Source organism: Agromyces subbeticus DSM 16689, assembly GCF_000421565.1.
Classification (GTDB): Bacteria; Actinomycetota; Actinomycetes; order Actinomycetales; family Microbacteriaceae; genus Agromyces; species Agromyces subbeticus.
The window spans coordinates 1-20,864 of sequence record NZ_ATXG01000022.1 but is presented as its reverse complement, the minus strand read 5'-3'; the positions used below and the strand labels follow the sequence as shown (position 1 = coordinate 20,864).

General features: G+C 70.4%; 19 protein-coding genes and 1 riboswitch. Of the genes, 9 read left to right on the top strand and 10 right to left on the bottom strand.

Annotation, left to right across the window (positions count from 1 at the left end; all coding sequences use genetic code 11):
* Positions 1–15 precede the first annotated feature (15 nt).
* Positions 16–1,131 carry an amidohydrolase family protein gene (locus tag H521_RS24485; protein ID WP_245561023.1) on the bottom strand — a complete coding sequence of 372 codons (1,116 nt, stop codon included), beginning with the start codon at positions 1,129–1,131 and terminating at the stop codon, positions 16–18.
* Positions 1,132–1,217: 86 nt separating this feature from the next.
* On the opposite strand from H521_RS24485, the gene H521_RS0119385 reads away from it, so the two are divergent.
* Positions 1,218–1,901, top strand: a complete 684-nt coding sequence (locus tag H521_RS0119385) for a FadR/GntR family transcriptional regulator (protein ID WP_026482504.1) — start codon at positions 1,218–1,220, stop codon at positions 1,899–1,901.
* Positions 1,885–3,162, top strand: a complete 1,278-nt coding sequence (locus H521_RS0119380) for an MFS transporter (RefSeq protein ID WP_022894667.1) — start codon at positions 1,885–1,887, stop codon at positions 3,160–3,162. Before H521_RS0119385 ends, H521_RS0119380 begins: the two co-directional genes overlap by 17 nt.
* 71 nt (positions 3,163–3,233) lie before the next feature.
* On the opposite strand, the gene H521_RS0119375 is transcribed toward H521_RS0119380, so the two are convergent.
* From H521_RS0119375 to H521_RS24475, 4 genes are all read right to left on the bottom strand, one after another.
* The gene (locus H521_RS0119375; protein ID WP_022894666.1) at positions 3,234–4,592 is read right to left on the bottom strand and encodes a coiled-coil domain-containing protein; all 1,359 of its coding nucleotides are present in this window, start codon (positions 4,590–4,592) and stop codon (positions 3,234–3,236) included.
* Positions 4,593–4,649: 57 nt separating this feature from the next.
* A complete protein-coding gene (locus tag H521_RS0119370) occupies positions 4,650–4,937 on the bottom strand; it encodes a hypothetical protein (RefSeq protein ID WP_022894665.1) in 288 nt (95 codons plus the stop codon).
* A gap of 342 nt (positions 4,938–5,279) precedes the next feature.
* Positions 5,280–6,065 (bottom strand): IclR family transcriptional regulator, encoded by a 786-nt coding sequence (locus H521_RS24480; RefSeq protein WP_022894664.1) that lies wholly within the window; start codon positions 6,063–6,065, stop codon positions 5,280–5,282.
* Positions 6,066–6,154: 89 nt separating this feature from the next.
* Positions 6,155–7,666, bottom strand: a complete 1,512-nt coding sequence (locus tag H521_RS24475; RefSeq protein WP_156891598.1) for an MFS transporter — start codon at positions 7,664–7,666, stop codon at positions 6,155–6,157.
* Positions 7,667–7,780: 114 nt separating this feature from the next.
* Here H521_RS24475 and H521_RS0119355 point away from each other — a divergent pair, with 114 nt between their 5' ends.
* The 6 genes from H521_RS0119355 to H521_RS0119325 all read left to right on the top strand — a co-directional run bounded on the left by H521_RS0119355 (position 7,781) and on the right by H521_RS0119325 (position 15,068).
* Positions 7,781–8,341, top strand: a complete 561-nt coding sequence (locus H521_RS0119355; RefSeq protein WP_022894662.1) for an RNA polymerase sigma factor — start codon at positions 7,781–7,783, stop codon at positions 8,339–8,341.
* An 85-nt stretch (positions 8,342–8,426) separates the two neighbouring features.
* Positions 8,427–9,587 (top strand): hypothetical protein, encoded by a 1,161-nt coding sequence (locus tag H521_RS0119350; RefSeq protein WP_156891595.1) that lies wholly within the window; start codon positions 8,427–8,429, stop codon positions 9,585–9,587.
* A 60-nt stretch (positions 9,588–9,647) separates the two neighbouring features.
* Positions 9,648–9,742: riboswitch (TPP riboswitch) on the top strand.
* On the top strand, positions 9,733–10,632 hold the full coding sequence (gene thiM, locus H521_RS24470) for a hydroxyethylthiazole kinase (RefSeq protein WP_022894660.1): 900 nt from the start codon (positions 9,733–9,735) through the stop codon (positions 10,630–10,632). (Overlaps the previous riboswitch by 10 nt.)
* The gene (locus H521_RS24465; RefSeq protein ID WP_022894659.1) at positions 10,629–12,977 is read left to right on the top strand and encodes a bifunctional hydroxymethylpyrimidine kinase/phosphomethylpyrimidine kinase; all 2,349 of its coding nucleotides are present in this window, start codon (positions 10,629–10,631) and stop codon (positions 12,975–12,977) included. The genes thiM and H521_RS24465 overlap by 4 nt, the downstream gene beginning before the upstream one ends.
* Positions 12,974–14,326: an MFS transporter gene (locus H521_RS0119330; protein WP_022894658.1), complete on the top strand. Its 1,353-nt coding sequence runs from the start codon at positions 12,974–12,976 to the stop codon at positions 14,324–14,326. Before H521_RS24465 ends, H521_RS0119330 begins: the two co-directional genes overlap by 4 nt.
* Positions 14,327–14,420: 94 nt before the next feature.
* The gene (locus tag H521_RS0119325) at positions 14,421–15,068 is read left to right on the top strand and encodes a DUF305 domain-containing protein (protein WP_156891592.1); all 648 of its coding nucleotides are present in this window, start codon (positions 14,421–14,423) and stop codon (positions 15,066–15,068) included.
* A gap of 116 nt (positions 15,069–15,184) precedes the next feature.
* On the opposite strand, the gene H521_RS0119320 is transcribed toward H521_RS0119325, so the two are convergent.
* The 4 genes from H521_RS0119320 to H521_RS0119305 all read right to left on the bottom strand — a co-directional run bounded on the left by H521_RS0119320 (position 15,185) and on the right by H521_RS0119305 (position 18,628).
* Positions 15,185–16,993, bottom strand: a complete 1,809-nt coding sequence (locus H521_RS0119320; RefSeq protein ID WP_084512702.1) for an LVIVD repeat-containing protein — start codon at positions 16,991–16,993, stop codon at positions 15,185–15,187.
* Between the two features lie 186 nt (positions 16,994–17,179).
* On the bottom strand, positions 17,180–17,695 hold the full coding sequence (locus tag H521_RS0119315) for an SRPBCC family protein (RefSeq protein WP_022894655.1): 516 nt from the start codon (positions 17,693–17,695) through the stop codon (positions 17,180–17,182).
* Positions 17,692–18,096, bottom strand: a complete 405-nt coding sequence (locus tag H521_RS0119310) for an ArsR/SmtB family transcription factor (RefSeq protein ID WP_022894654.1) — start codon at positions 18,094–18,096, stop codon at positions 17,692–17,694. Before H521_RS0119310 ends, H521_RS0119315 begins: the two co-directional genes overlap by 4 nt.
* Before the next feature lie 130 nt (positions 18,097–18,226).
* Positions 18,227–18,628: a RidA family protein gene (locus tag H521_RS0119305; protein WP_022894653.1), complete on the bottom strand. Its 402-nt coding sequence runs from the start codon at positions 18,626–18,628 to the stop codon at positions 18,227–18,229.
* Positions 18,629–18,732: 104 nt separating this feature from the next.
* On the opposite strand from H521_RS0119305, the gene H521_RS0119300 reads away from it, so the two are divergent.
* A complete protein-coding gene (locus H521_RS0119300; RefSeq protein ID WP_022894652.1) occupies positions 18,733–19,707 on the top strand; it encodes a helix-turn-helix transcriptional regulator in 975 nt (324 codons plus the stop codon).
* A gap of 97 nt (positions 19,708–19,804) precedes the next feature.
* Here H521_RS0119300 and H521_RS26530 read toward each other — a convergent pair.
* On the bottom strand, positions 19,805–20,864 hold a 1,060-nt coding region (locus tag H521_RS26530), incomplete at its 5' end, for a hypothetical protein (RefSeq protein WP_245561022.1).

The following is a 20,864-nucleotide window of genomic DNA, read 5'->3' as shown; positions in this document are numbered from 1 at the left end:
TTCGTGGGGCGACGCCTACGACGCTCGGTGGTGCACCTCTCGTCCGGCACGGATGACGCGGCTCGGCGCCGGGCGATCGACGACGAGCTGCGCGATGGACTGGGCGTCGAATTCGAGCCGGGTGTCGCCGGTGGGCCCGGCCCAGTCGGCGAGTTCGGGGATGCCGAGCATGCGGCCGCCCTCGGTCGACGCGAGCCGGTAGCAGTGCTCGAGCTCGGCATCGGTGATCGCGCCCGTGCGGTACGCGAGCAGGTGCGTGCGGTCGACCATGCTGCCGGAGCCGAACGGCGACCACGAGTCGCGCACCCCGTCGGAGCCGACCGCGAGCTGCACCCCGTGCTCGGCGAGCAGGGCGAGGTCTGGAACCGGGTCGGGGCCGAGCGCACACGTCGTGATCCAGAGGCGAGCCGCGGCGACCCGATCGAGCGTGTCGAGCAAGGTGGGGGCGGATGCCTCCGCGAGCGCGAACGCGTGACTCACGGTGACCCGGCCCTGCATGCCCGCGGCCTCGGTTCGCGCAGCGATCTCGCGAATCTGGGCGAGGCCCGGCTCGCCGCCGTCGTGCAGGTGGATGTCGAGGTCGCGGCCCGCACGCTCGGCCAGGCCGAACACCGCGTCGAGGTGGCCGGCGACGTCGCCCTCGAGCCCGAGCGGATCGATGCCCCCGACGAGGTCGGCGCCCGCGTCGAGCGACGCGGCCATGGCCTCGATCGTGCCCGGGTTGGTCAGCAGCCCGAACTGTGGAAAGGCCACGATCTGCACGGTGAGATCGGGCGCGAGTCGCTCGGCCGCGGCGCGCACGCCCTCGACATTCGCGGTGCCGAGTTGGCTCGAGACGTCGACATGCGCACGCATGGCGAGTGTGCCGCTGCGAAGCGCCGCGCTCAGCAGCGCGAAGGCGCGCTCTTCGACGCCGCGCGTGTAGCCGTGCTGCGTCGCGAGGTCGTTGGCGATGAGTTCGGCGAGCGAGGTCGCCGGCCGCCGCGACATCCACTGCCCGCCCCACGAGGTCTTATCGGGGTGGATGTGCGCATCGACGAGCGGCGCCGTGACAAGCGTTGGTGCCGCGGTGAGCGGCGCAGCGCTGGGCGGCGCAGCCACTGCGGAGGGGCTGAAGGGAGAGCTGGACACCGATACCTGCTTCTTCGGAGATGGTGATTGTCCGGGTGACTTGTAAGACGTATGATAACCATACGTTTCGTCGAGAAGGAAGTTGCATGAAGCAAATCGCACGGGTCTCACTGGTCGACACGGTCGTCGAACAGCTGCGAAGCGAGATCATGAGCGGGGCGTGGCCGGTCGGCTCGCGCATCCCCTCCGAGGCCGAACTCGTCGAGGCGCTCGGGGTGAGCCGGCCGTCGGTGCGCGAGGGTGTGCGCGCGCTCGTTCAGGTGGGCCTGCTCGAGACCCGGCAGGGCGACGGCACCTACGTCGTCGCCGACAACGAGACGGCCGTGGCACTCAAGCACGCCCTGCACGTCGCCGACGTGCGCGAGGTGCTGACCGTTCGACGGGCACTCGACGTCGTCGCCGCGCGCGAAGCGGCGTCGCGCCGAACCGACGACGACCTGCAACAGCTGCGCACTGCGCTCGAGGGCCGTCGCTCCGCCGTCGCCGATGAAGACGTCGACGCCTTCATCGACCACGACGTCGCCTTTCACATCGGCATCGCACGCGCCTCGCAGAACGCCTTGCTCTTCGGGCTCTACAGCAGCTTCGAAGACTCCCTGCGCGACTCGGTGAGCCGCACGAACTGCTTCGTCAAGGGCACGTCAGACCACGACGACTTCCACTCGGCGATCCTCACGGCGATCGAATCCGGCGACGACACCGCCGCGACGCTCGCGGCTCTCAGCGTGCTCGACGACCAGGAGCAGTCGCTGAATGACGTCGCACCCTGATCGTCGCGCGGGCGTGATGGCCGCGGCCCTCATCGTGTTGATCGGGCTGAACCTGCGCGACCCGATCACGAGCGTCTCGGCCGCGCTCGCCCCCGTCAGCGATGCGTTCGAACTCTCACCGATCGGGGCCGCGACGCTGTCGAGCCTGCCCGTGCTCATGCTCGCCCTCGGCGCGCCGCTCGCACCGGTGCTCGAGCGACGCCTCGGGCTGCACGGCGCGACACTCGCGCTCGCGGCCCTGCTCACGGTCTCACTCGCACTTCGCCCGCTCAGCACCACCACGATGTTCGTCGGCACCGTGCTCGCCGGGCTCGGCATCTGCGGGCTCAGCGTGCTGACCCCGCAGCTCATCCGCGCGTACCTCGCGAGTCACGCCGGCCTCTGGTCGGGCTTCTTCTCGACGAGCTTCGGGGTCAGCGCCGCCCTCGGCGCGAGCCTCACCATTCCGCTCATGCACGCGACCGGTTCGGTGCGCGCCACGCTCGCTCTGTGGGCAGTGCCGGCCGCCGTCGCCACGGCCGCCGCCGCCATCGCCTTCATCAGAGCGAGGTCAGCCCGGCTTCGCGTCTCGCTCGTGCCGACGACGGGCGCGCGGCGCCGTGTTCGACTCGATGCCACCGCCCTGTCGGTCACGGCGTTCTTCGGCAGCCAGGCGCTCGGCTTCTTCGCGATGACGGCGTGGCTGCCGACGATCTTCGCGAGTCGCGGAATGCCACCGGCCGAGGCGGGCTGGTTGCTCGCCTGGATGAGCATCGCCGGCCTGCCCGCCTCGCTCATCATCGCGATCGTCGCCGGGCGCCGGGCCTCGCAATCGGTGGTCGCGCTCGTCATCAGTGGGCTCGCGGCGGTCGGGCTCGCGGGCGTCGCGTGGGCGCCCGCCGCGTTCGCCGTGGTCTTCGTGGCCGTGCTCGGGTTCGCGCAGGGCGCCGCGTTCGGCCTCGCCGTCATGCTCATCGTGCTGAAAGCGCCGCCGCACGGCTCCATCGCCGGGTTCTCGGCATTCGCCCAGGGCATCGGGTACGCCTTCGCCGCCCTCGGCCCGCTCGCGCTCGGGGTGCTGCACGCGGCGGGCCTCGACTGGCCGGTCATCGTCTCGATGCTGATTCCCGTGATCGCCGTTCAGGCGGTGATGGGCTGGCTCGCGGGCCGCCCGCGCCCCGCAGCATCCGTCGCCCCGATCGCGGCCGAGAATGAGCCGGCAACCGAGACCGAAACGGCAGCCGAGTCCGAGACCGCAGCCGACGACCGGGCGCTCAGCTGACGCCTGCCGCGGACGTGCGGGTGCCGGCGGCATCCGCTCGTGCTCTCGCGAGCTCGGCGCTCACGCAGACGTCAGTCGAAGATGCCGTCGAGCACGCTGCCGATGACGAGGCCGCCGAGGATGCCGCCCATCATGTCGCCACCGCCCCCGCGACGACCGCCGCCCCAGCCCGGGCCGGGGCCCTGGCCCCACTGCCCCGGGTCTTGCGGACGTGACGAATCGATGTCGCGTTGCGCGAGCTGGAGCGCCTCAGCCGCGAGGTACGCCACCCGCCGGGCCATCGCCATCGCCTGCTCACGGTGGTCCTCGCCGATGACGGCGACGGTCGCGGCGGGTGCACCGAGGAAGTGATCGAGGTCGAGCCGAATGCGGTCGGACTCGGCCAGCCGGGTGCGGGCGTCGGCGCCGATCCAGCCGCGGTGGCCCGCGATCACGTTGCGCGCGACGGCGAGCTGCCGGTCGGCGTCATCGATGGCGTGGTGCACGTGCTCGATCGGCGGGATCGGGCGCGCCGCGCGCTCACGGGCCGCGGCGATCGCGGCATCGAGCCCGGAGTTCGCCTCACGCAGGCGCGTCAGCTGGGCGAACGGGTCGGTGTTCACGCCGGCCGACGGCAGCCCGGCGAGGGCCCCCTGCAGCGCGGCGATCGCGGTCGTGACGCCGGGGTTGTGCGGCTCCTTGAGCGCGATGGCGAGGTCGCCGCGGGAGTCCTCGACGATCGCGGCGAGCGTCGCCTCGGCTCGCAGCGCCTCGACCTCGAAGGTCTCCACGGCGTCCAGCAGCGCCGCGGCCCGGCGCACCGATTCGGTCGACGCCTCGAGGGCGAGGTTCGCCTGCTCGCGCTGGCCCGCCTCACGTCGGCGCTCGGCGACGCCGGCACTGTGCTCGGCGAACCCGAGCAACTGCTCGGCCTCGGCGGGGTTGACGTCGACCTGGGCGAGCGCCTCGCGCGCGTAGCGACTGGCGAGCCGATCGATGGTCTCGCGGGCATGCGGAACGCGGGAGCGCAGGCGCGCGGCATCCGCTCGCACCCCGGCGATGATCTCGGGAGCCCGGCGCGCACGCGCGATCTTCTCGGCGAGGGCGCTCGTGCGCTCGTCGAGCACGTCTTCGGCCCACTCGCAGAGCTGCGCGATGCGGGCGTTGCGCTGGCGCAGCTCTTCGGCGGTGTCGGGGATCTCGTCGTGGTTCAACTGGTTCAAGCGGAACGCCTCGCCCAGGTGTTCGCGCACGGCGGCGAGCGACACCCGCAGCTCGGCGGTCGCCTCGTGACCGAGCTCGGCGTCGGCGAACGCGAGCTCATCGGTGGTGACGCGAACGCGCTCATCGGCAGCGACCAGGGCCGTGCCTGCCCGCTTCGCCAAGTCCGCATCTTGGACCTGCTGTGCAGCATCGTCTTCGCGTTTGCGCTTGCCCCAGAATCCGGCCATGCCTCTGATCCTAAGGGCGGCACTGAGGGGCGGCGGCACCGCGAAGCAAGTTCAGAATCAGCCCTTGCCCGGCTTGTCTCCCTTGTACTCGATGTGCCAGTCGAGGACCGGGGTTTTGATGGTGATGCATCCGCCGAGAGGGCCCATATCGCGCGGGAGGATCTCGAGCATCACCGTCATCGACTCCTGTTCCCCATCGCCGAGTTGATCTCGGGCTGCAGCCAGGATGGCGTCGTTGATGTCGTCGGCGGTCACTGCTGCATCGACGTCCGCATCGAGCAAACGAGGCCTGTCGGGTGTGGTCATGTGAGCTTCGATGTACTCGCGGCTCAGCTTCAGTGCCATGGCTGCTCCATTTCGTCAGGTCCGCTGATCGCACGGACATGCGCACAGTCTCGTGATGGTGGAGGCAGGCCGCCAGACCCAATCGGGGGGTGCCTGAACTGGGTTGCGCGGGGAGAGAACCCGAACACTCTCCCCGCGCTCGACCGATCGCCGCATCGGATACCGCCGAACCATCCCCCCGGTAGGTCGGCCGCGATACGCGGCCCTGCAGCGATGCAGACACGCGCCCTCTGTCGCGTGTTGGTCACGCTACGGACTGCAAGCGCATGCGGCAACGCGAAGATTTCAGATGATGAACAGCGGATGCCGCAGGCGCGAGCCGCGGCATCCGTCACCGCCGACTCAGGCGCCAGCCTGGCCGAGCCGGTCGGCGCCGAGCTGCATCGAGAGGCGCGCGGCGACCCGCTGCAAGCGCTGCACGAGGGCCGGATCGGCCCGCTCGACCTCGTCGGTCGGCAGTGACACGGCCATCGAAGCGGTGATGCCCGCGGCATTGACCGGCACGGCGACGCATGTGTAGCCGATGGCGTACTCCTCACGATCGACGACACTCTCGCGCGAGCGCGCGAGCTGGTCGAGCAGCACGCGCCGGTCGCTGATCGTGTGCTGCGTGAGCTCGGCGAGCGGATGCCGCGACACGTAGTCGAGCCGTTCGGCCTCGGGCAGCACGGCGAGGATCTGCTTGCCGAGCGCCGTCGCGTGCGCGCTGCTGTGCAGTCCCACCCAGAGTTCGACCCGCGGATTCTGCACGGCATCGACGATGTCGACGAGGTGCACCTCGCCGTCTTCGTAGCGCGAGAGGTAGGCCGTGGCGCCGAGCTCTTCGGTCACCCCGCGCAGCGCGGTGCGCACTCGCGAGAGGAACACGCCGTGCGCGGCATCCCCCGAGAGGAACGCCGGAAACCGGTCGCCGAGCAGCAGCCCATCGGGCTCGCGCGCGAGGTAGCCCTCGTGCACGAGCGTGCGCACGAGGTTGTAGGTCGTGCCCGGGGTCAGGCCGCTCGCCGCGACGAGCGCCTTCACGGGCATGGGGCGCGGTTCGTTGGCCACGATGTCGACCAGCCGCAGCGCGCGCTGCACCGAGCCGATCAGAGTCGGATCCGATTCACGAGCGTCTGGTGACGGCATCGGCTCTCCTCCCCGCGCTCATGGTAACGCCGCGGGCGCGAGTCCGGCGAGATTCGGGGGGGATGAAATGGCGCCGCGTGACGCGAGTCTCAGGCGACGGATGCCGCGAACTCACGGGCAGACGAACGGGAGAGCTCGGCGGCATCCGTGTCGTCCGACGTGATCTCGGCGACGGCCGCGGCATCCGGAACATCAGCGGTATCCGCGACATCCGTGGGCTCGTCGACTGCGTCGAGCGGGTGCGCGATCTCGTCGCGGCGCATGCGTGCGGCGAAGATCGCGACGACGCCGATGAGCAGGGGCGCGGCGCCGGCGATCAGGAACACGGTCGGCAGCCCAACTGCCTCACCGGCGGGCCCGGCGAACGCCATCGAGACGGGCATGAAGGCCAGCGAGACGAAGAAGTCGAGGCTCGAGACGCGGCCGAGCATGTGCGGCGGCACCCGGCGCTGCAGCAGCGTGCCCCAGATCACGACGCCTCCGTTGAAGGCGGCGCCCACGAGGAAGGCCGCGATGGCCATGACCCAGATCTGGTCGGTCAGTCCGAAGACCGCGAGCGGGAGGCATCCGAATGCCCACAGCAGGTTCATCACCGTGAGGTAGCGCTTCGGCAGCTCGAGCGAGGCCACGGCCATCGATCCGGCTGCACCGCCGATGCCGAACGCCGCGAGAATCAGCGCGTGGTCGTCAGGGCCGCCACCCGCGACGTCTTTGATGACGAACGGCACGAGCACCTCGAACGGGCCCATGATGAGCAGGATCAGGAGCGACGCGAACACGAGGGTGCCGAACAGCCACGGCGTGCGCACCATGTAGGTGAATCCGTCGCGCACGTCGACGAGCAGTGCGAGGGCGGGATGCCGCGGGGCGGTGTCGACCGCGACGTCGGTGTCGCTGGCGGCGCCCGTGTAGCCGGTGTCGCCTGTGCTCGCCTCGGCGCCGCGCACCGATGTCTCGGGAAGTCTGAGGATGCACACCGCCGCGACAACCCCGGTCAGCGCAGCCACGGCGAGCGCGGCTCCGGGCGATGAGATCGCGATGAGCCCGCTCGCGAGCGCCGGACCGCCGGCCTGCATGAGGATCGGCCGGGCCATGCCCTCGAAGCCGTTGGCGGCGAGCAGTTCGTCTTCGGGCAGCACGCTCGGCAACAGCGCCGAGTAGGCCGGGTAGTAGAGGCCGGCCATCACGCCGCCCACGAACGCGACGGCTGCGAGCTGCCAGGCGGCGAGACCTCCGGTGAGCGAGAGCAGGGCGACGACGCCGACGCTCGCGGCCCGCACGACCTCGACGACGAGCAGGATGCGCTTCTGCGGAATACGGTCGGCGAGCGCGCCGCCCAGCAGGGTGGTCAGCAGCATCCCGACCGCCGATGCGCCCGCGACGAGCGAGAGCTCGGCCGCGCCGCCGCCGATCGCGACGATCTGCCAGACGAGGGCGACCATCCAGATGCCGGAGCCGACCATCGACGCCACGAGCGCCGCGGCGAGCCAACGGTAGGCGGGGTTGCGCAGGGGCCGGAGTGCCCGGGGTGTTGACATGATCTTCTCCTCGCTTCTGGTGTGTTTACTTCGGATGCTTCTGAAATGGATGCTTCTACTCATGCGTCGATCGGGAGTGCGCGAGATCGACACCCCGGAGCGGAAATCGCATGAAGAAATTCGCGAGAGCCGTGACCTTTTCGCATTCCGCGACATTTCTCAGGTAAGGAGGTGCATGTGGACGAGAACGAAGGCACCGACGCCGATCTCTTGACGAGGTTGGCGAGCGGCGACCAGACGGCACTGTCGATCGTGTTCGACCGGCACGCGGCCGCGGTGACCAGATACGCCTGGGCGATCGCGCCGAGTCGCATGGATGTCGAGGAGATCGTGCAAGACACCTTCGTCACGGTGTGGCGCAAGGCTGGCGAGATCACGATCGCCGAGACATCCCTGCTGCCGTGGCTTCTCGTCACCTGCAGGTACCTCGCCCTGAACGTCATGCGCAAGGCGGCGCGAAACCACGCCGACGAACTCGACGAGAACATCGCCGGCGGCTCGAACGCGGTGCGCGAACACCACGACGCCGAAGCCACGAGCGAAGACCTGCGCTGGGTGCTCGACGAGATCGAGCGGCTCGATCCGATCGACCGGCGCGTCTGCGAGCTGTGCCTCGTCGAAGGACTCCCCTACGCCGAAGCGGCGCAGCAGCTCGGCATCAGCGTCGGCGCCGTGAAACAACGCGTGTCCCGAAGCCGGGCCCGATTGAAGAAGGCGGTGACCCTCGATGAGGTCTGAACCACCGACCGGAGACGAACTGACACGCCTCCTCGTCTCGACGAAGCGCAACGTGCTCGAACAGGTCGCGCTCGAAGCGGCATCCGTGAAGCGCGCGACGTTGACGGACCGCGTGATCGCCATCGCCATCGGAGTGGCGCTACTGCTCGGCATCGGCACCGGTGCGGCCTTCGCGTTCGGAGTGCTGCCGCCTCTCGCGCCCCCGCCGGTCGCGACCTCGGCGGCGACGCCGACGCCGACGCCCACGCCGACGCCGACCGCAACTCCCACGCCAACGCCCACACCGCCTCCTGCTCCCGTCGTCGAGGCGGGGCCACCACCGTCGCGGTACGGGCTGGAGTGCGGGTCGCTCGTCGCCGAGTCCATGGCCGCCGACCTCTTCAACACGGAGGTCGGTTCCGTCGATCCCATCGTCAGCGCATCCGGCGTCGGCGTAGCGATCCCGAGGCCCACCTCGGTGCTCTCTTTGGGCGGCACGCTGTGCGGATGGTCCAACGGCGTACCGTACAACCCCCAGTACGGTAGCCGACCGGAGTACGCCGGCGTTACCGTCCTGATCGTGCCACGACCCGCAGAGGGATGGACGCAGAAGGCCGTCGCCTACGGGATGCCGCGAGATGAAAGCGGATGCCGCGAGACCGCATGTACTGCGAGCGCTGCGGTCGGGGACGCCTGGGTCGAAGTCGAGGCGATTTTCTGGGAACCCAACAGTATGAACCCATCCGCCTGGCAACCATTCGTCGACTCGATCATCGAGGCGATGAGTGCAATCGACTCTGCCACGGAGCTCGTCGTGCCTGAACGGGCGAGTTCCCCCTTCCCGCTGGACTGCGATGCCGCCATCCCGCTGGGAACGGTGCAGTCCCTCACTGCGACGCCCGATGCCGATTGGGGCGACTACACGGGGAGCAGTGGCGGCTGGAGTCTCTGGGCCGAAGCACGCGTTCACGCCGACAACGTCGGATGCAGGTGGGGGTCAGCGCAGTCTGACGGCACTGTGGCGGGTCTCGCCGGGATCGAGAACGGACGCTGGGCATATGAGCGGATGGTCCAAGCCGGCACATCGGTTCCCGTCGAGTTGGCAGGGCTGCGTCCCGAGGATGAGGCCTCCATTCGGTGCGCTCCCGAGTTCTCGCGATGCGCGGTCGATCTGCGCATCGGCCCGGACTGGTTCAACATCGATGCGAAAGACGAAGCCACGGCGATCGCACTCGCTGAGGCGGCGCTGGCGCAGCTGTCGCCGTAGACCGATCTGCCGCGGTGCGTCACGGTACTTCGGTACCGTGCGCGCTCCGCTAGGCTCGCACGCAGTGACACGGGGTGCCGCAATCCGCGGCTGAGAACAGACCCGTCGAACCTGATCTAGTTCGGACTAGCGAAGGGATGTCGCGATGCTGACACGCACGCTCATCGACCCTGCCCACCTCATCGAGTCGAGCGGCACGCTGCTCGACCATCTGCGAACGACGACGCCACTGGTGCACTGCATCACGAACGGCGTGGTCACCGGCTTCACCGCCAACGCGCTGCTCGCGCTCGGCGCGGCGCCCGCGATGGTCGACATCGTCGGCGAAGCCGGCCCGTTCGCGACCGTCGCGAGCGGCCTGCTCGTGAACCTCGGCACGCCGCAACCCGAGCAGCGCGATGCCGCCCGGGAGGCCGTGCTCGCCGCTCGCGGCGCGGCGACCCCCTGGGTGCTCGACCCCGTCGCGATCGGCATGCTTCCGATTCGCACGGCGCTCGCGCACGAACTGCTCGCCGAGCGGCCCACCGCGATTCGCGGCAACGCCTCCGAGGTGCTCGCGCTGGCCGGCACCGGCGAGGGCGGGCGCGGCGTCGACGCCTCCGACAGCACGGATGCCGCGGCATCCGCTGCTCGTTCACTCGCCGTCTCGGCGGGGTCGGTCGTCGCGGTCTCGGGCCCGATCGACCTGATCACCGACGGCCGGCGCACGGCGCGCATCGCCAACGGCGACGTGCTGCTCACCCGGGTCACCGGCGGCGGCTGCGCACTGGGTGCGGTGACGGCGGCGTTCCTCGGTGCGGCTCGCGGCACCGGGCACGATGCGTTCCACGCGGTCGTCGCGGCGAACCTCGTGTACACGGTGGCGGCCGAGCTCGCGGCCGACGGGGCATCCGGGCCCGGGAGCTTCGCCGTGCGGTTGCTCGACGCGCTGTCGGCGGTGGATGCCGCGGCGCTCGTCGAGCGGGCGCGGGTGACGGTCGGGACCGATGCTGTCGAGGCTGATGCCGACGCGCTCGACCTCGCGACCGAGGGGGTCGTCGCGTGAGCGCCGCGCGCACCCTCGACCTCTCACTCACCCTCGTCACTGATGCCGCACTCTGCGGCGAACGCGGTGTTGCCGCCGTGGTCGCGGCCGCGGTCGCGGGCGGGGTGACCACCGTGCAGCTGCGCGACAAGCAGGCCGGGCACGACGAGCTGCTGCGCGAGCTCGAGGCCGTCGCCGAGGCGGTCGCCGGCCGGGCGACGCTGCTCGTGAACGACCGGCTCGACGTGGTGCTCGCGGCGCGGGCGCGCGGCATCCGGGTCGATGGGGTGCACCTCGGCCAGGGCGATGCGTCGGTGCTCGCGGCTCGGGAAGCACTCGGGCCCGATGCGATGATCGGGCTGACGGCGAACACGCCGGAGCATGTCGAAGCGGTTGCGCGGATGCCGCGGGGCACGGTCGATTATCTCGGGGTGGGTGTGATTCGGCCGACGTCGACGAAGCCCGATCATCCGCCGGCGCTCGGAGTCGACGGGTTCGCGCGGATCGCGGGGCTTGCGGCGGAGATCGGGTTGCCGTGTGTCGCGATCGGTGGGGTCGGGGCGGCGGATGCTGCGGGGTTGCGCGAGGCTGGGGCGGCGGGGGTTGCCGTGGTGTCGGCGGTGTGTGCGGCTGGGGATCCTGAGGGGGCTGCTCGGGAGATCGTGCGGGCTTGGGGGGCGGGTCTCGATACGCGTCCTCCTCCGTCGGGCGCTACTCGACCGGCGGAAATCTGGGGTCTCGATACGCGTCCTCCTTCGTCGGGCGCTACTCGACCGGCGGGAGGGGCGGGCGCTGCTCGACCGGCGGGGGTGCGGGTGCCTCGGGTGTTGAGCGTGGCGGGGAGCGATCCGTCGGGCGGGGCTGGGATCCAGGCCGACCTCAAGGCGATCGCAGCGGTCGGGGGCTACGGCATGGCGGTCATCACCGCGCTCACTGCGCAGAACACGCACGGGGTGCGAGCGGTACACGTGCCGCCCGTCGAGTTCCTGCGCGCTCAGCTCGACGCGATCTCCGACGACATCGCGATCGATGCCGTGAAGCTCGGCATGCTCGCGAACGCCGAGGTGATTCGCGAGGTCGCCGAGTGGCTCACTCACACGCGCCCGCCGGTCGTGGTGCTCGACCCCGTGATGGTCGCCACGAGCGGCGATCGCCTGCTCGACGCCGACGCCGAGCAGGCGATGCGGGAACTCCTCCCCCTCGCCGACCTCGTCACGCCGAACCTCGCCGAACTCGCCGTGCTGGCCGAGGCTGCGCCCGCATCCACCTGGTCGGAAGCGCTCGATCAGGCCGCCGCCCTGTCGAGCAGGTACGGCGTGCGGGTGCTCGCGAAGGGCGGCCACCTCGGCGGCGACAGCGCGCCCGATGCCCTCGTCGACGCGCGCCTGCACCGGGCACCGAATGCCCCAGCGACCTCGGCCACGCCCCCGGCCGGCCGACGGGATGCCTCGGTGCACGAGTACCCCGGCGACCGCATCGCCACGACGGCGACGCACGGCACCGGCTGCTCGCTCTCGTCGGCGATCGCGACGCTGCGGGTCACCCGCGGCTCGTGGCATCCGGCCGTCGCCGACGCCCGCACCTGGCTTCGGGAATCGCTGCGCCATGGCGAATCCCTCGCGGTCGGCAGCGGCAGCGGCCCGGTGCACCACTTCGCCGGGTTGTGGCAGCGCGGCGGACTCGTGACCGCACCGACCCCCGACGAGGTCGAGGCCGACTGGTGGGCCGAGGTCGCCGAGGTGCGGCGCGGCATCGACGAGTTGCCGTTCATCCTCGGCCTCGCCGACGGCACGCTCGCGCGCGCCGACTTCGAGTACTACCTCGCGCAAGACGCGATCTACCTCGGCGAGTACTCCCGAGTGCTCGCCGCCGCGTCGACCCTGGCACCGGATGCCACGGAGCAGGCGTTCTGGGCCCGCGGCGCCCACCAGTGCATCGCCGTCGAAGCCGAGCTGCATCGCGAGTGGCTCACCGGGGCATCCGCTGCCCTCGACGACCGCGGCCCCGTGACGACCGCCTACCTCGACCACTTGCTCGCAACCACGGCCCGCGGCGACTACGCCGTGCTCGCCGCGGCCGCGCTGCCCTGCTACTGGCTCTACGACGACCTCGGGCGGCGGCTCGCCGACGGGTCGTTCGGCGAGCAGACGGCGGCGCCGGGGCATCCGTACGCCGACTGGCTCACGCAATACGGCGACCCGGCCTTCGCCGAGGCGACCCGCGAGGCCATTCGCATCGTGACCGGCCTCGCGTCTCGTGCGACACCTGAGCTGCGCGAGCGGATGCTTCGGGCGTTCCGCATCTCGGCCGAGCACGAGCTCGCGTTCTTCGCGGCGCCGATCGCCCGTGCGGAGGCGGCAGCATGACCGCCGCGAATCGCGCGGTCACCGCGGCATCGTTCGGCACCGTGCTCGAGTGGTACGACTTCTTCCTCTACGGCACGGCCGCGGCGCTCGTGTTCCCGGCGGTGTTCTTTCCGGGCGACGACCCGCTCACCGGCATCCTGCTGTCGTTCGCGGTCTACGCGACGGGCTTCCTCGCCCGCCCGGTCGGCGGGCTCGTCACGGCGTGGCTCGGCGACCGCTACGGGCGGCGCGCGCCGCTGACCGCGACGATCCTCGTGATGGGCATCGCGACCGCGTGCATCGGGTTGCTCCCGTCATATGCCATGGTCGGCGCGCTCGCGCCGACGCTGCTCGTGGCGCTGCGGCTCGTGCAGGGCGCGGCGACCGGCGGCGAGTTCGGCGGCGCCGTGCTGCTCGCACTCGAGCACGCCCCGGCCGAGAAGCGCGGCTTCCGCGGCGGGCTGCTCTCGAGCGCGGTGTACGCCGGGCTCATCCTCGGCAACCTCGCCTTCATGCTGCTCGTCGCCGCGCTCGACCCGCAGAGCCTCATCGACTGGGGCTGGCGGGTGCCGTTCCTCTTCAGCCTCGTGCTCGTCGGCGTCGGAGTGTACCTGCGCCGGCGGGTCGGCGAGACGCCCGAGTTCGAGCGCCTGCGCCAGCGGGGCGGTGCGTCGCGGTACCCCATCGCCGAGGTGCTGCGCCAACCGCGCAACGTGATCGCCGTCTTCCTCGTGCGGGTCGGCCAGAACACCACGTTCTACGTGATCGCCGTGTTCTGTCTCGGCTACGCGAAGTCGGTGCTCGAGCTGCCGAGCTGGGTGACGCTCACTGCACTGCTCGTCGGCGCGGCCGTGGCCGTGGTGCTGTGCCCGCTGTGGGGTGCGCTCGGGCAGCGCGTCGGCGCTGCGCCGCTCGTGATCGGCGGCCTCGTCGGGCTCGGGCTGCTCGCGGTGCCGCTCTTCCTCGCGCTCGGCACGGGTGTCGCGGCGCTCATCATCGGCGTCGTCGTGCTCGCCATCGGCGTGCTGAACTCGGCGGCCGACGGCGTGCAGCCGAGCTGGTTCGCGAGCCTCTTCGACACTCGCGTGCGCTACACGGGCCTGACGATCGGGCGCGAAGCCGGTGCGATCGTCGGCGGCGGCCTCGCGCCGCTCGCCGCGGCCGCCCTCGTGGGCTGGGCCGGGCACTGGTGGCCCGTCGCGGTGCTGATGATCGTGGGAGCGGTGGTCGGCGTGATCGGGGCGCGGCTCGCGCGGGTGCCACAGGCAGACCAGCCGAGCGAACCGAACGGGCTGAACGGGCCAGACCGGGCGAACCGGCTGCGCGAGCCGGCGGTCAGCCGGGCGACATGGTTCCGCTCGACGGCATGATCGAGTTGAATGGACGGTGATCGTGTCGGCCGGCCCAAGCGCCAGCCCCGCGATCGCCCCGCTGGTGCCCTTCACTGAAGACGAGGTATGCGATTTGGTTCTCGAACGGTCGGGCATCGCCTGCGTCGGGCTCGCGCTCGTGTTCGGGCTCGCCGCGTGCACGGCCGGCTCAGACGAGCCCGCGCCGACGAGCCCCGTCGTGCAGCTCGGCGCTCCCGGCGAAGAGAACCAGACCCTCTCTCCCGAGGATGCAGCGAAGCTCGAGTCGCCGAAGCACACCGAGGCCGACGAGCAGTTCATGCTCGACATGGTGCAGCACCACAACCAGGCCATCGTCATGACGAGCTTCGTCGACGAGCGAACCGATGACCGCGACATCCGCCTGCTCGCCAAGCGCATGAAGATCAGCCAGCAAGACGAGATGGACCTGATGACCCGGTGGCTGCAAGATCGCGTGGTGCCGTTGACCGATGAGCACGGCGGTCACGGCGATGGCCATGAGATGCCCGGCATGCTCACCGACGAACAGCTCGCCCAGCTCGAGGCCGCCGACGGTGCGGCGTTCGAGCGGCTGTTCCTCGAGTTCATGATCCAGCACCACGAGGGTGCGTTGCAGATGGTGAGCGAGCTCTACACCGACGGCGGTGGCCACGAGTCGGAGATCGACCAGTTCGCGCGTCACGTCGAGTCCGATCAGGGAGTCGAGATCGCCCGCATGCAGCAACTGCTCGCGACACGCTGAGCCACTGGGCCCGTCGAAACCCCGACCGGACCAGAACAACGAAGAGGTGCCCAGCGGCCTGAGCCGCTGGGCACCTCTCGCGTTCAGGGGAGGCCGACCGGCGGCCTCCCCACGCTTCACCCGAAGGTGGCTGCGAGCGCGTTCAGCGCCTGCACCATCGCGGAGTCGGGCGCAGCACCCGACTTCTTGGCTGCGTTGTCGAGTTGCGCGACGACCGCGTTGCCGTTCGCGGAGCCACCCGCGAGCGACTCGGCCTTGTCGACGTGCTTGCGCACCTCGCTCAGTGCCTTGCCACTCAGGCTGCCGCTTCGCTCGGCCTGATCGATGTACGACCGTGCCACGGCGAAGCTCGGCTCGTGCACGAGCTTCGACTGCAGCTGCGCGTTGAACTCGTCGAGCTGGATCTCGCCGGCAGCGGCGATCTCGTTGGCCGACAACTGGTCGCTCGCGGTGAGTGCGAGGCTCTCGAAGCCGCGCGCGATCTCACTGCCGAGCACGTTGCCGTTGTACCAGTAGGTCGACCAGTACCCGGCGAGGTTCAGCGCGCCCGCGTTCGGCACGTTCACCGGCCCGCGGTCGAGGTAGGCGATCTCGGTCGGGTTCGCGGTGTCGGTGAAGTCGATGACCGAGAGGCCGCCCTGGTACCAGGCCTGCACCATGATGTCGCGACCGGGCACCGGCACGATCGAGCCGTTGTGGGCCACGCAGTTCTCCTGCGAGGTCTGCACCGCCGGCAGCTTGTTGTAGCTCGCGAACTCCAGCTTGCCGTCGACGATGTCGAAGAGGGCGTTGGCGCCCCACTCCGGCTGGTCGGTCACGCGGCAACGGGGCTGCGTTCCGCCGCCCCACTCGTCGGTGAAGATCACCTTGGTGCCGTCGTTGTTGAACGTCGCCGAGTGCCAGTACGAGAAGTTCGGATCGGCGACCGCATCGATGCGCACCGGATTCACCGGGTCGGAGATGTCGACCAGCAGTCCGTTGCCCTGGCACGCGCCCGCGAGCAGCCCGATCTCGGGGAACGCGGTGACGTCGTGGCACGTGTTGGTGTTGGGCGTCGGGCTGTACAGCGTGCCGCTGGGGTGCAGCTCGGTGCCCGGCAGGGTGTTCTGCAGCCCGTTGAACGCGCCGGTGTCGAGGTCGGTGAAGATGCGCGGCTGGCTGACGATCGCTGCCGTCTCGGGCGCCGCGAGCGGCACCTTGATGACGTCGATGCGCCACTGCGTCGGATTGCCCGTGGTCACGGGGTCGGTGGTCAGTGCGGCGTTCTCGCAGCCCGGGAGCTCGAGGGGCGACCGCACGCTCGACGTGCCCGAGTTGTAGATGTAGACGTTCTCGGTGTCATCGGGGTCGGAGACGAGCGTGTGCGTGTGCGAACCGCGGCAGGTCTGCACGCCGGGCAGCTGCACGGGGTTGTCGATGTCGCTGATGTCGAAGATGCGCACGCCGCGGAAGCGCTCGGCGTTCACCGGGCCGGGTGCACCCTGCGAGCCGCAGTCGATGCGGCCGCGCGTCTCTTCGACCGACATGAAGAGCAGGTTGCCGTAGACCGACACGTCGCCCTGACCACCGGGACACACGAACGATCCGCGCAAGCTCGGCGCCGCGGCATCCGACACGTCGTAGACCTGGAAGCCGTTGAAGTTGCCGACGATGGCGTTGTCGCCCGAGAACGCCAGGTCGGAGTTCACGAACCCGAAGTTGCCGGGGGGCGCGTCGAACGGCGCGACGCGCGGCAGGCTCGCGAGCAGCTCGATGTTGCTCGTCGCCGTCTGCGCGTCGAGGTAGCCCGGTGGCAGGTCGACGCGGGGGTCGTCTTCTGCGGCGGATGCTGCGCTGACCGCCATCAGGGATGACCCGAGCAGCAGTGCTCCGGCCATCGCGAGGGCGCGCCGGCGCCATCGTATGGTGCGGGGTGCGGTTCTCATCGGTAGTTCCCCTTCTCTCGCTTGACTGCGATCGATGTCCTCCGACGGGCGAGCAGCACAACGTCGTGCCCGGCTCGCGGCCCCTGGAGGCCGATCTCTGGGTCAAACGTATCGGGGCCGGCGGCCGGGCGCACCACCTGATTTCGCGGCGCACATGGCGTCTGTCGAAGGAGACGCCGCCCGGCCTCAGCGTGCGAGCCCGTCGTAGTACGTGCGCATCGCGGGGAAGTACGCATCCCACGCCACCGTCGCCGCGTCGCCCTCGCCGAGCGCCACCTCGAGGCGGTCGAGGTAGTACTCCCACCCGGGGCCGACATTGCCGAGATCGTCGACGACGGCCTGAGCGAAGACGAGCGTGGTCACTCCGTCGGCCTCGCTGAGCTCGAACCGGAGTCGCCATCGGTCGTCGCCCACCGAGGTGGTGCCGGCGAAGCGATGCGGCGGTTCGCACACCTCGATGCGGTACTCCTCGGCCGCGACATCATCGCCCTCGGCGGTCATGTAGAAGTCCACTCGCCCGGTGCGCGGGTCGCCCTCCCAGCGACCGATCCACCGCTCGAGTCGCTCGGACTCGGTCATCGCCGCCCACACCGCGTCGATCGGCACACGGTACCGCCGGGTGAGCTGGAGCTCCTGCCCCAGCGGGCCGTCGGCGATGACGCCGGTGGGAGCGGGGCTGGCGGTCGGAGTGTCGTTCGTCATGCGATTCCCTCTCGTTCAGTGACGCCCGGCTCGCGCGCAGCCCTGCGCACCTCGAGCTCGAGGGCGTCGAAGTGCTCGGGCGCGAACGGCGGAGAAGCGGGCGACGGATGCCTCGCGCCGACCTCGGCGGCAACGCTCTCGACCGCGACGCTCGCGTCGAGCCGGGCGAGCAGTTCTCGCACCGGGGCGAGTGCTGCCGGGTCGAGCGAGTACACCCGCGTGCGCCCCACCGATCGCGCCCGCACGAGCGTCGACTCGCGCAGCACCCGCAAGTGCCGGCTCACGGCCGGCCTGCTGTGCACCTCGTTCGCGGCGAGCGCGCCCGCCGTGCGGGGCTCGTCTGCGAGTGCCAGCAGGATGCGCCGCCTCGTGTCGTCGGCGATCGCCTCGAATGCGTCCACACCGGAAGCGTAACACAATGGTTACGTTTCTCGAGGCGATTGCGCAGAGCCGCCGGAGTCGGAGCCGCGGGTCTGCCAACCGGTCGTGCCGGCGCGAACCGGCACGACCGGCAGAGGGCGAACGGTTGCCTCAGGCGACGGCGATTCCCTCGAGCTCGACGAGCTGGCCGGGGATCGCGAGGCGCGTGACCCCGAGCATGGTCGTCGTCGGCGACACCCGGGCAGCGCCCAAGCGCGCCGCCAGCACGCCGTAGTGCTGGAAGAGCAGGTCGACGTCGGTCGTGTACACGTTCAGCCGCACGAGGTTCGCGAGCGTCATGCCGGCCGCACCGAGCACCGCCTCGAGATTGTCGAGGCTCAGCTCGAGCTGCGCCGCCAGGTCGCCCTCGTGCTGCGGCGCACCCTCGGCGCTCATCGCCGTCTGCCCCGAGCAGTAGAGCGTGCGGGACTGTCCCGTCACCAGCTCGCCCTGGTTGAATCCCAGGTCCACAGACCACGTCACCGGGTTGATCGCCGTTCGTTCGAGTGCCACATCAGCTCCATTTCGTTTGATCGGAGAGGTCGATGACCTTCTCCTCTACTGAGCCTTCCAACCAATCACGACACCTCATGTCATGTATTCGATAGATTTCTCGCATGCGCGCCGATCGGCTGGTCTCCCTGGTGCTGCTGCTGCGCCAGCGCGGCCGGCTCTCGGCAACGACGCTCGCGAGCGAGCTCGAGGTCTCGACCCGCACGGTGCTGCGCGACATCGAGGCGCTGTCGGCGGCGGGCGTGCCGGTCTTCGCCGAACGCGGCCGTCACGGCGGCTTCGAGCTGCTGCCGGGCTTGCGCACCGAGCTCACCGGGCTGAACCACGACGAGACCCTCGCCCTGCTGACGGCGGGCTCGGCCCGCGGAGAGCAGGTCTTCGGCCTCGGCACTGCGCTCGCCTCGGCCATGCGCAAGGTCGTCGACGCCTTGCCCGAGGGCCACCGCGTCGTCGCGAACGACGCGGCGCAACGATTGCTCGTCGACCCCGCGACCGACCTGCTCGCTCGCCGGAAGGTCATCGAAGATGTGCCCGAGGCGACCGTGATCGAAGTGCGGCGCGCAGTGCTCGCCGGGCACAAGCTGCGCATCCACTACGCCGCGGTCGATCGTGCGCCGAAGTGGCGCACCGTCGATCCGATCGGCCTGGTCACGGTTCGCGAGAAGGCCTACCTGCTGGCCACCGTTTCGGGCGCGGACCGCACGTATCGCCTCTCGCGGATCCTCGCCGCCGAAGCGCTCGACGAACCCGCCGAGCGACCGGCTCAGGTCGATCTCGACCGCATCTGGCAGGAGCGCAGCACCCAGTTCCGCACGGGCGGCGACCAGCTCGCGGCGATCGTCACGTTGAACCCGGCGCGACGGGAGGAACTGGTTGGCACCGCGCTGGCCGTGCTCGCCGAGGCGCTCGAAGCCGACGGCCGACTCCGGCTCGAGGTGACGTTCCAAGACCTCCGCCATGCCGAGTGGGCGCTCTGGCAGCTCGGCACCGACGCCGAGGCCGCCGCGCCGCAGTCGTTACGAGCCGCGCTGCGCGAGCGCGCCGCGGTGATCGCCGCCCGCTACGCAACTCCGGTGTGAGATTCACGATCGATATGTCAGTTCCGCCTCATCGATGAGGCGGAACTGGCATACGACGACAGGATGAACTGGCCTCTGTCGAGGCCCTCGACGTGAGCTACGCGCCGAGGGCCTCGCGCGCGTGACGGTACTTCTCGGTGAGGCGCAGCTGCGTCTCGTGGTCGAGGCGCCGCAGGCGCCAGGGCGCAGTGTTGTCGCCGATGTCGGCGAGCTTCACCCGGCGAGCCTCGGGGTGGCGACGGATGCGCGCGTAGTACTCGTCTTCGTCGACGTCGGGCGTGCGCGTCAGCAGGGTCACGATGTCGACGATCTCGGGCAGCACACCCGCCTCGAGCAACTCCTGCGCGGTGACGAAGGTGTCTTCGAGCACGTCGTGCAGCCACGCGGCCGCGGCCGGCACCGACTCGGTCAGCGCGTCGAAGCGCTCGGCCACCCGGCCCGGGTGGTCGATGTACTCGGCGCCGACCCGGTCGAGCTGGCCGCGATGCGCCACGAAGGCGATGCCCTTCGCGAGCGACACCTGCGCGGCGGCATCGAGGGCCGGCGCGGTCTCGGCGGGAACCTCGGGAGCCCCGGTGGCCGCGGCAGGCACCGGCTCGGGTGCGGACGCCGCGTGCGACCAGTGACTCACGACCGCGGCGACCGGCACCGGAACGGCACCGATCGGCACCACGGATGCCAGTGGCTCGGCCTGCTCGAACCTGTTCGTTCCCATCACCACGTCGTGCTCCTCAGTGCTCGGTGCTTCGTCGTTCTCGTCGTCATCTTCGTTTTCGTCATCGTCATCGTCATCGTCGTCATCGTCGTCATCGTCGTCATCGTCTTCGTCGTCTTCGTCGTCTTCGTCGTCTTCGTCGTCTTCGTCGTCTTCGTCGTCTTCGTCGTCTTCGTCGTCTTCGTCGTCTTCGTCGTCTTCGTCGTAAAACTCGCGGTCGAACTGGAACTCGAATTCGAACTCCGGCACCGGCACCGGGAGCCTGGCCGGCTCTGCGACATCCGTCACTGCGGCAACCACCTCGGCGGGCTGCTGCGTCTCGGCGGCCCGCTGCGCCTCCGCGGCCGCCTCGGCCAGCGGATCGCGGCCGAGCACGGGGCGCACGAAGTTCAGTTCGGCCTGCAGCTCCGCCATCTCGCGGGCATCGAGCTCGAGCAGCGAG

Bases quoted from the DNA above. Each gene is read 5' to 3' on its own strand.
- H521_RS0119385 (WP_026482504.1), top strand. From the start codon at position 1,218: ATGAAGCAAATCGCACGGGTCTCACTGGTCGACACGGTCGTCGAACAG.
- H521_RS0119380 (WP_022894667.1), top strand. From the start codon at position 1,885: ATGACGTCGCACCCTGATCGTCGCGCGGGCGTGATGGCCGCGGCCCTC.
- H521_RS0119375 (WP_022894666.1), bottom strand. From the start codon at position 4,592: ATGGCCGGATTCTGGGGCAAGCGCAAACGCGAAGACGATGCTGCACAG.
- H521_RS0119370 (WP_022894665.1), bottom strand. From the start codon at position 4,937: ATGGCACTGAAGCTGAGCCGCGAGTACATCGAAGCTCACATGACCACA.
- H521_RS24480 (WP_022894664.1), bottom strand. From the start codon at position 6,065: ATGCCGTCACCAGACGCTCGTGAATCGGATCCGACTCTGATCGGCTCG.
- H521_RS24475 (WP_156891598.1), bottom strand. From the start codon at position 7,666: ATGAGTAGAAGCATCCATTTCAGAAGCATCCGAAGTAAACACACCAGA.
- thiM (WP_022894660.1), top strand. From the start codon at position 9,733: ATGCTGACACGCACGCTCATCGACCCTGCCCACCTCATCGAGTCGAGC.
- H521_RS0119330 (WP_022894658.1), top strand. From the start codon at position 12,974: ATGACCGCCGCGAATCGCGCGGTCACCGCGGCATCGTTCGGCACCGTG.
- H521_RS0119320 (WP_084512702.1), bottom strand. From the start codon at position 16,993: ATGAGAACCGCACCCCGCACCATACGATGGCGCCGGCGCGCCCTCGCG.
- H521_RS0119315 (WP_022894655.1), bottom strand. From the start codon at position 17,695: ATGACGAACGACACTCCGACCGCCAGCCCCGCTCCCACCGGCGTCATC.
- H521_RS0119300 (WP_022894652.1), top strand. From the start codon at position 18,733: ATGCGCGCCGATCGGCTGGTCTCCCTGGTGCTGCTGCTGCGCCAGCGC.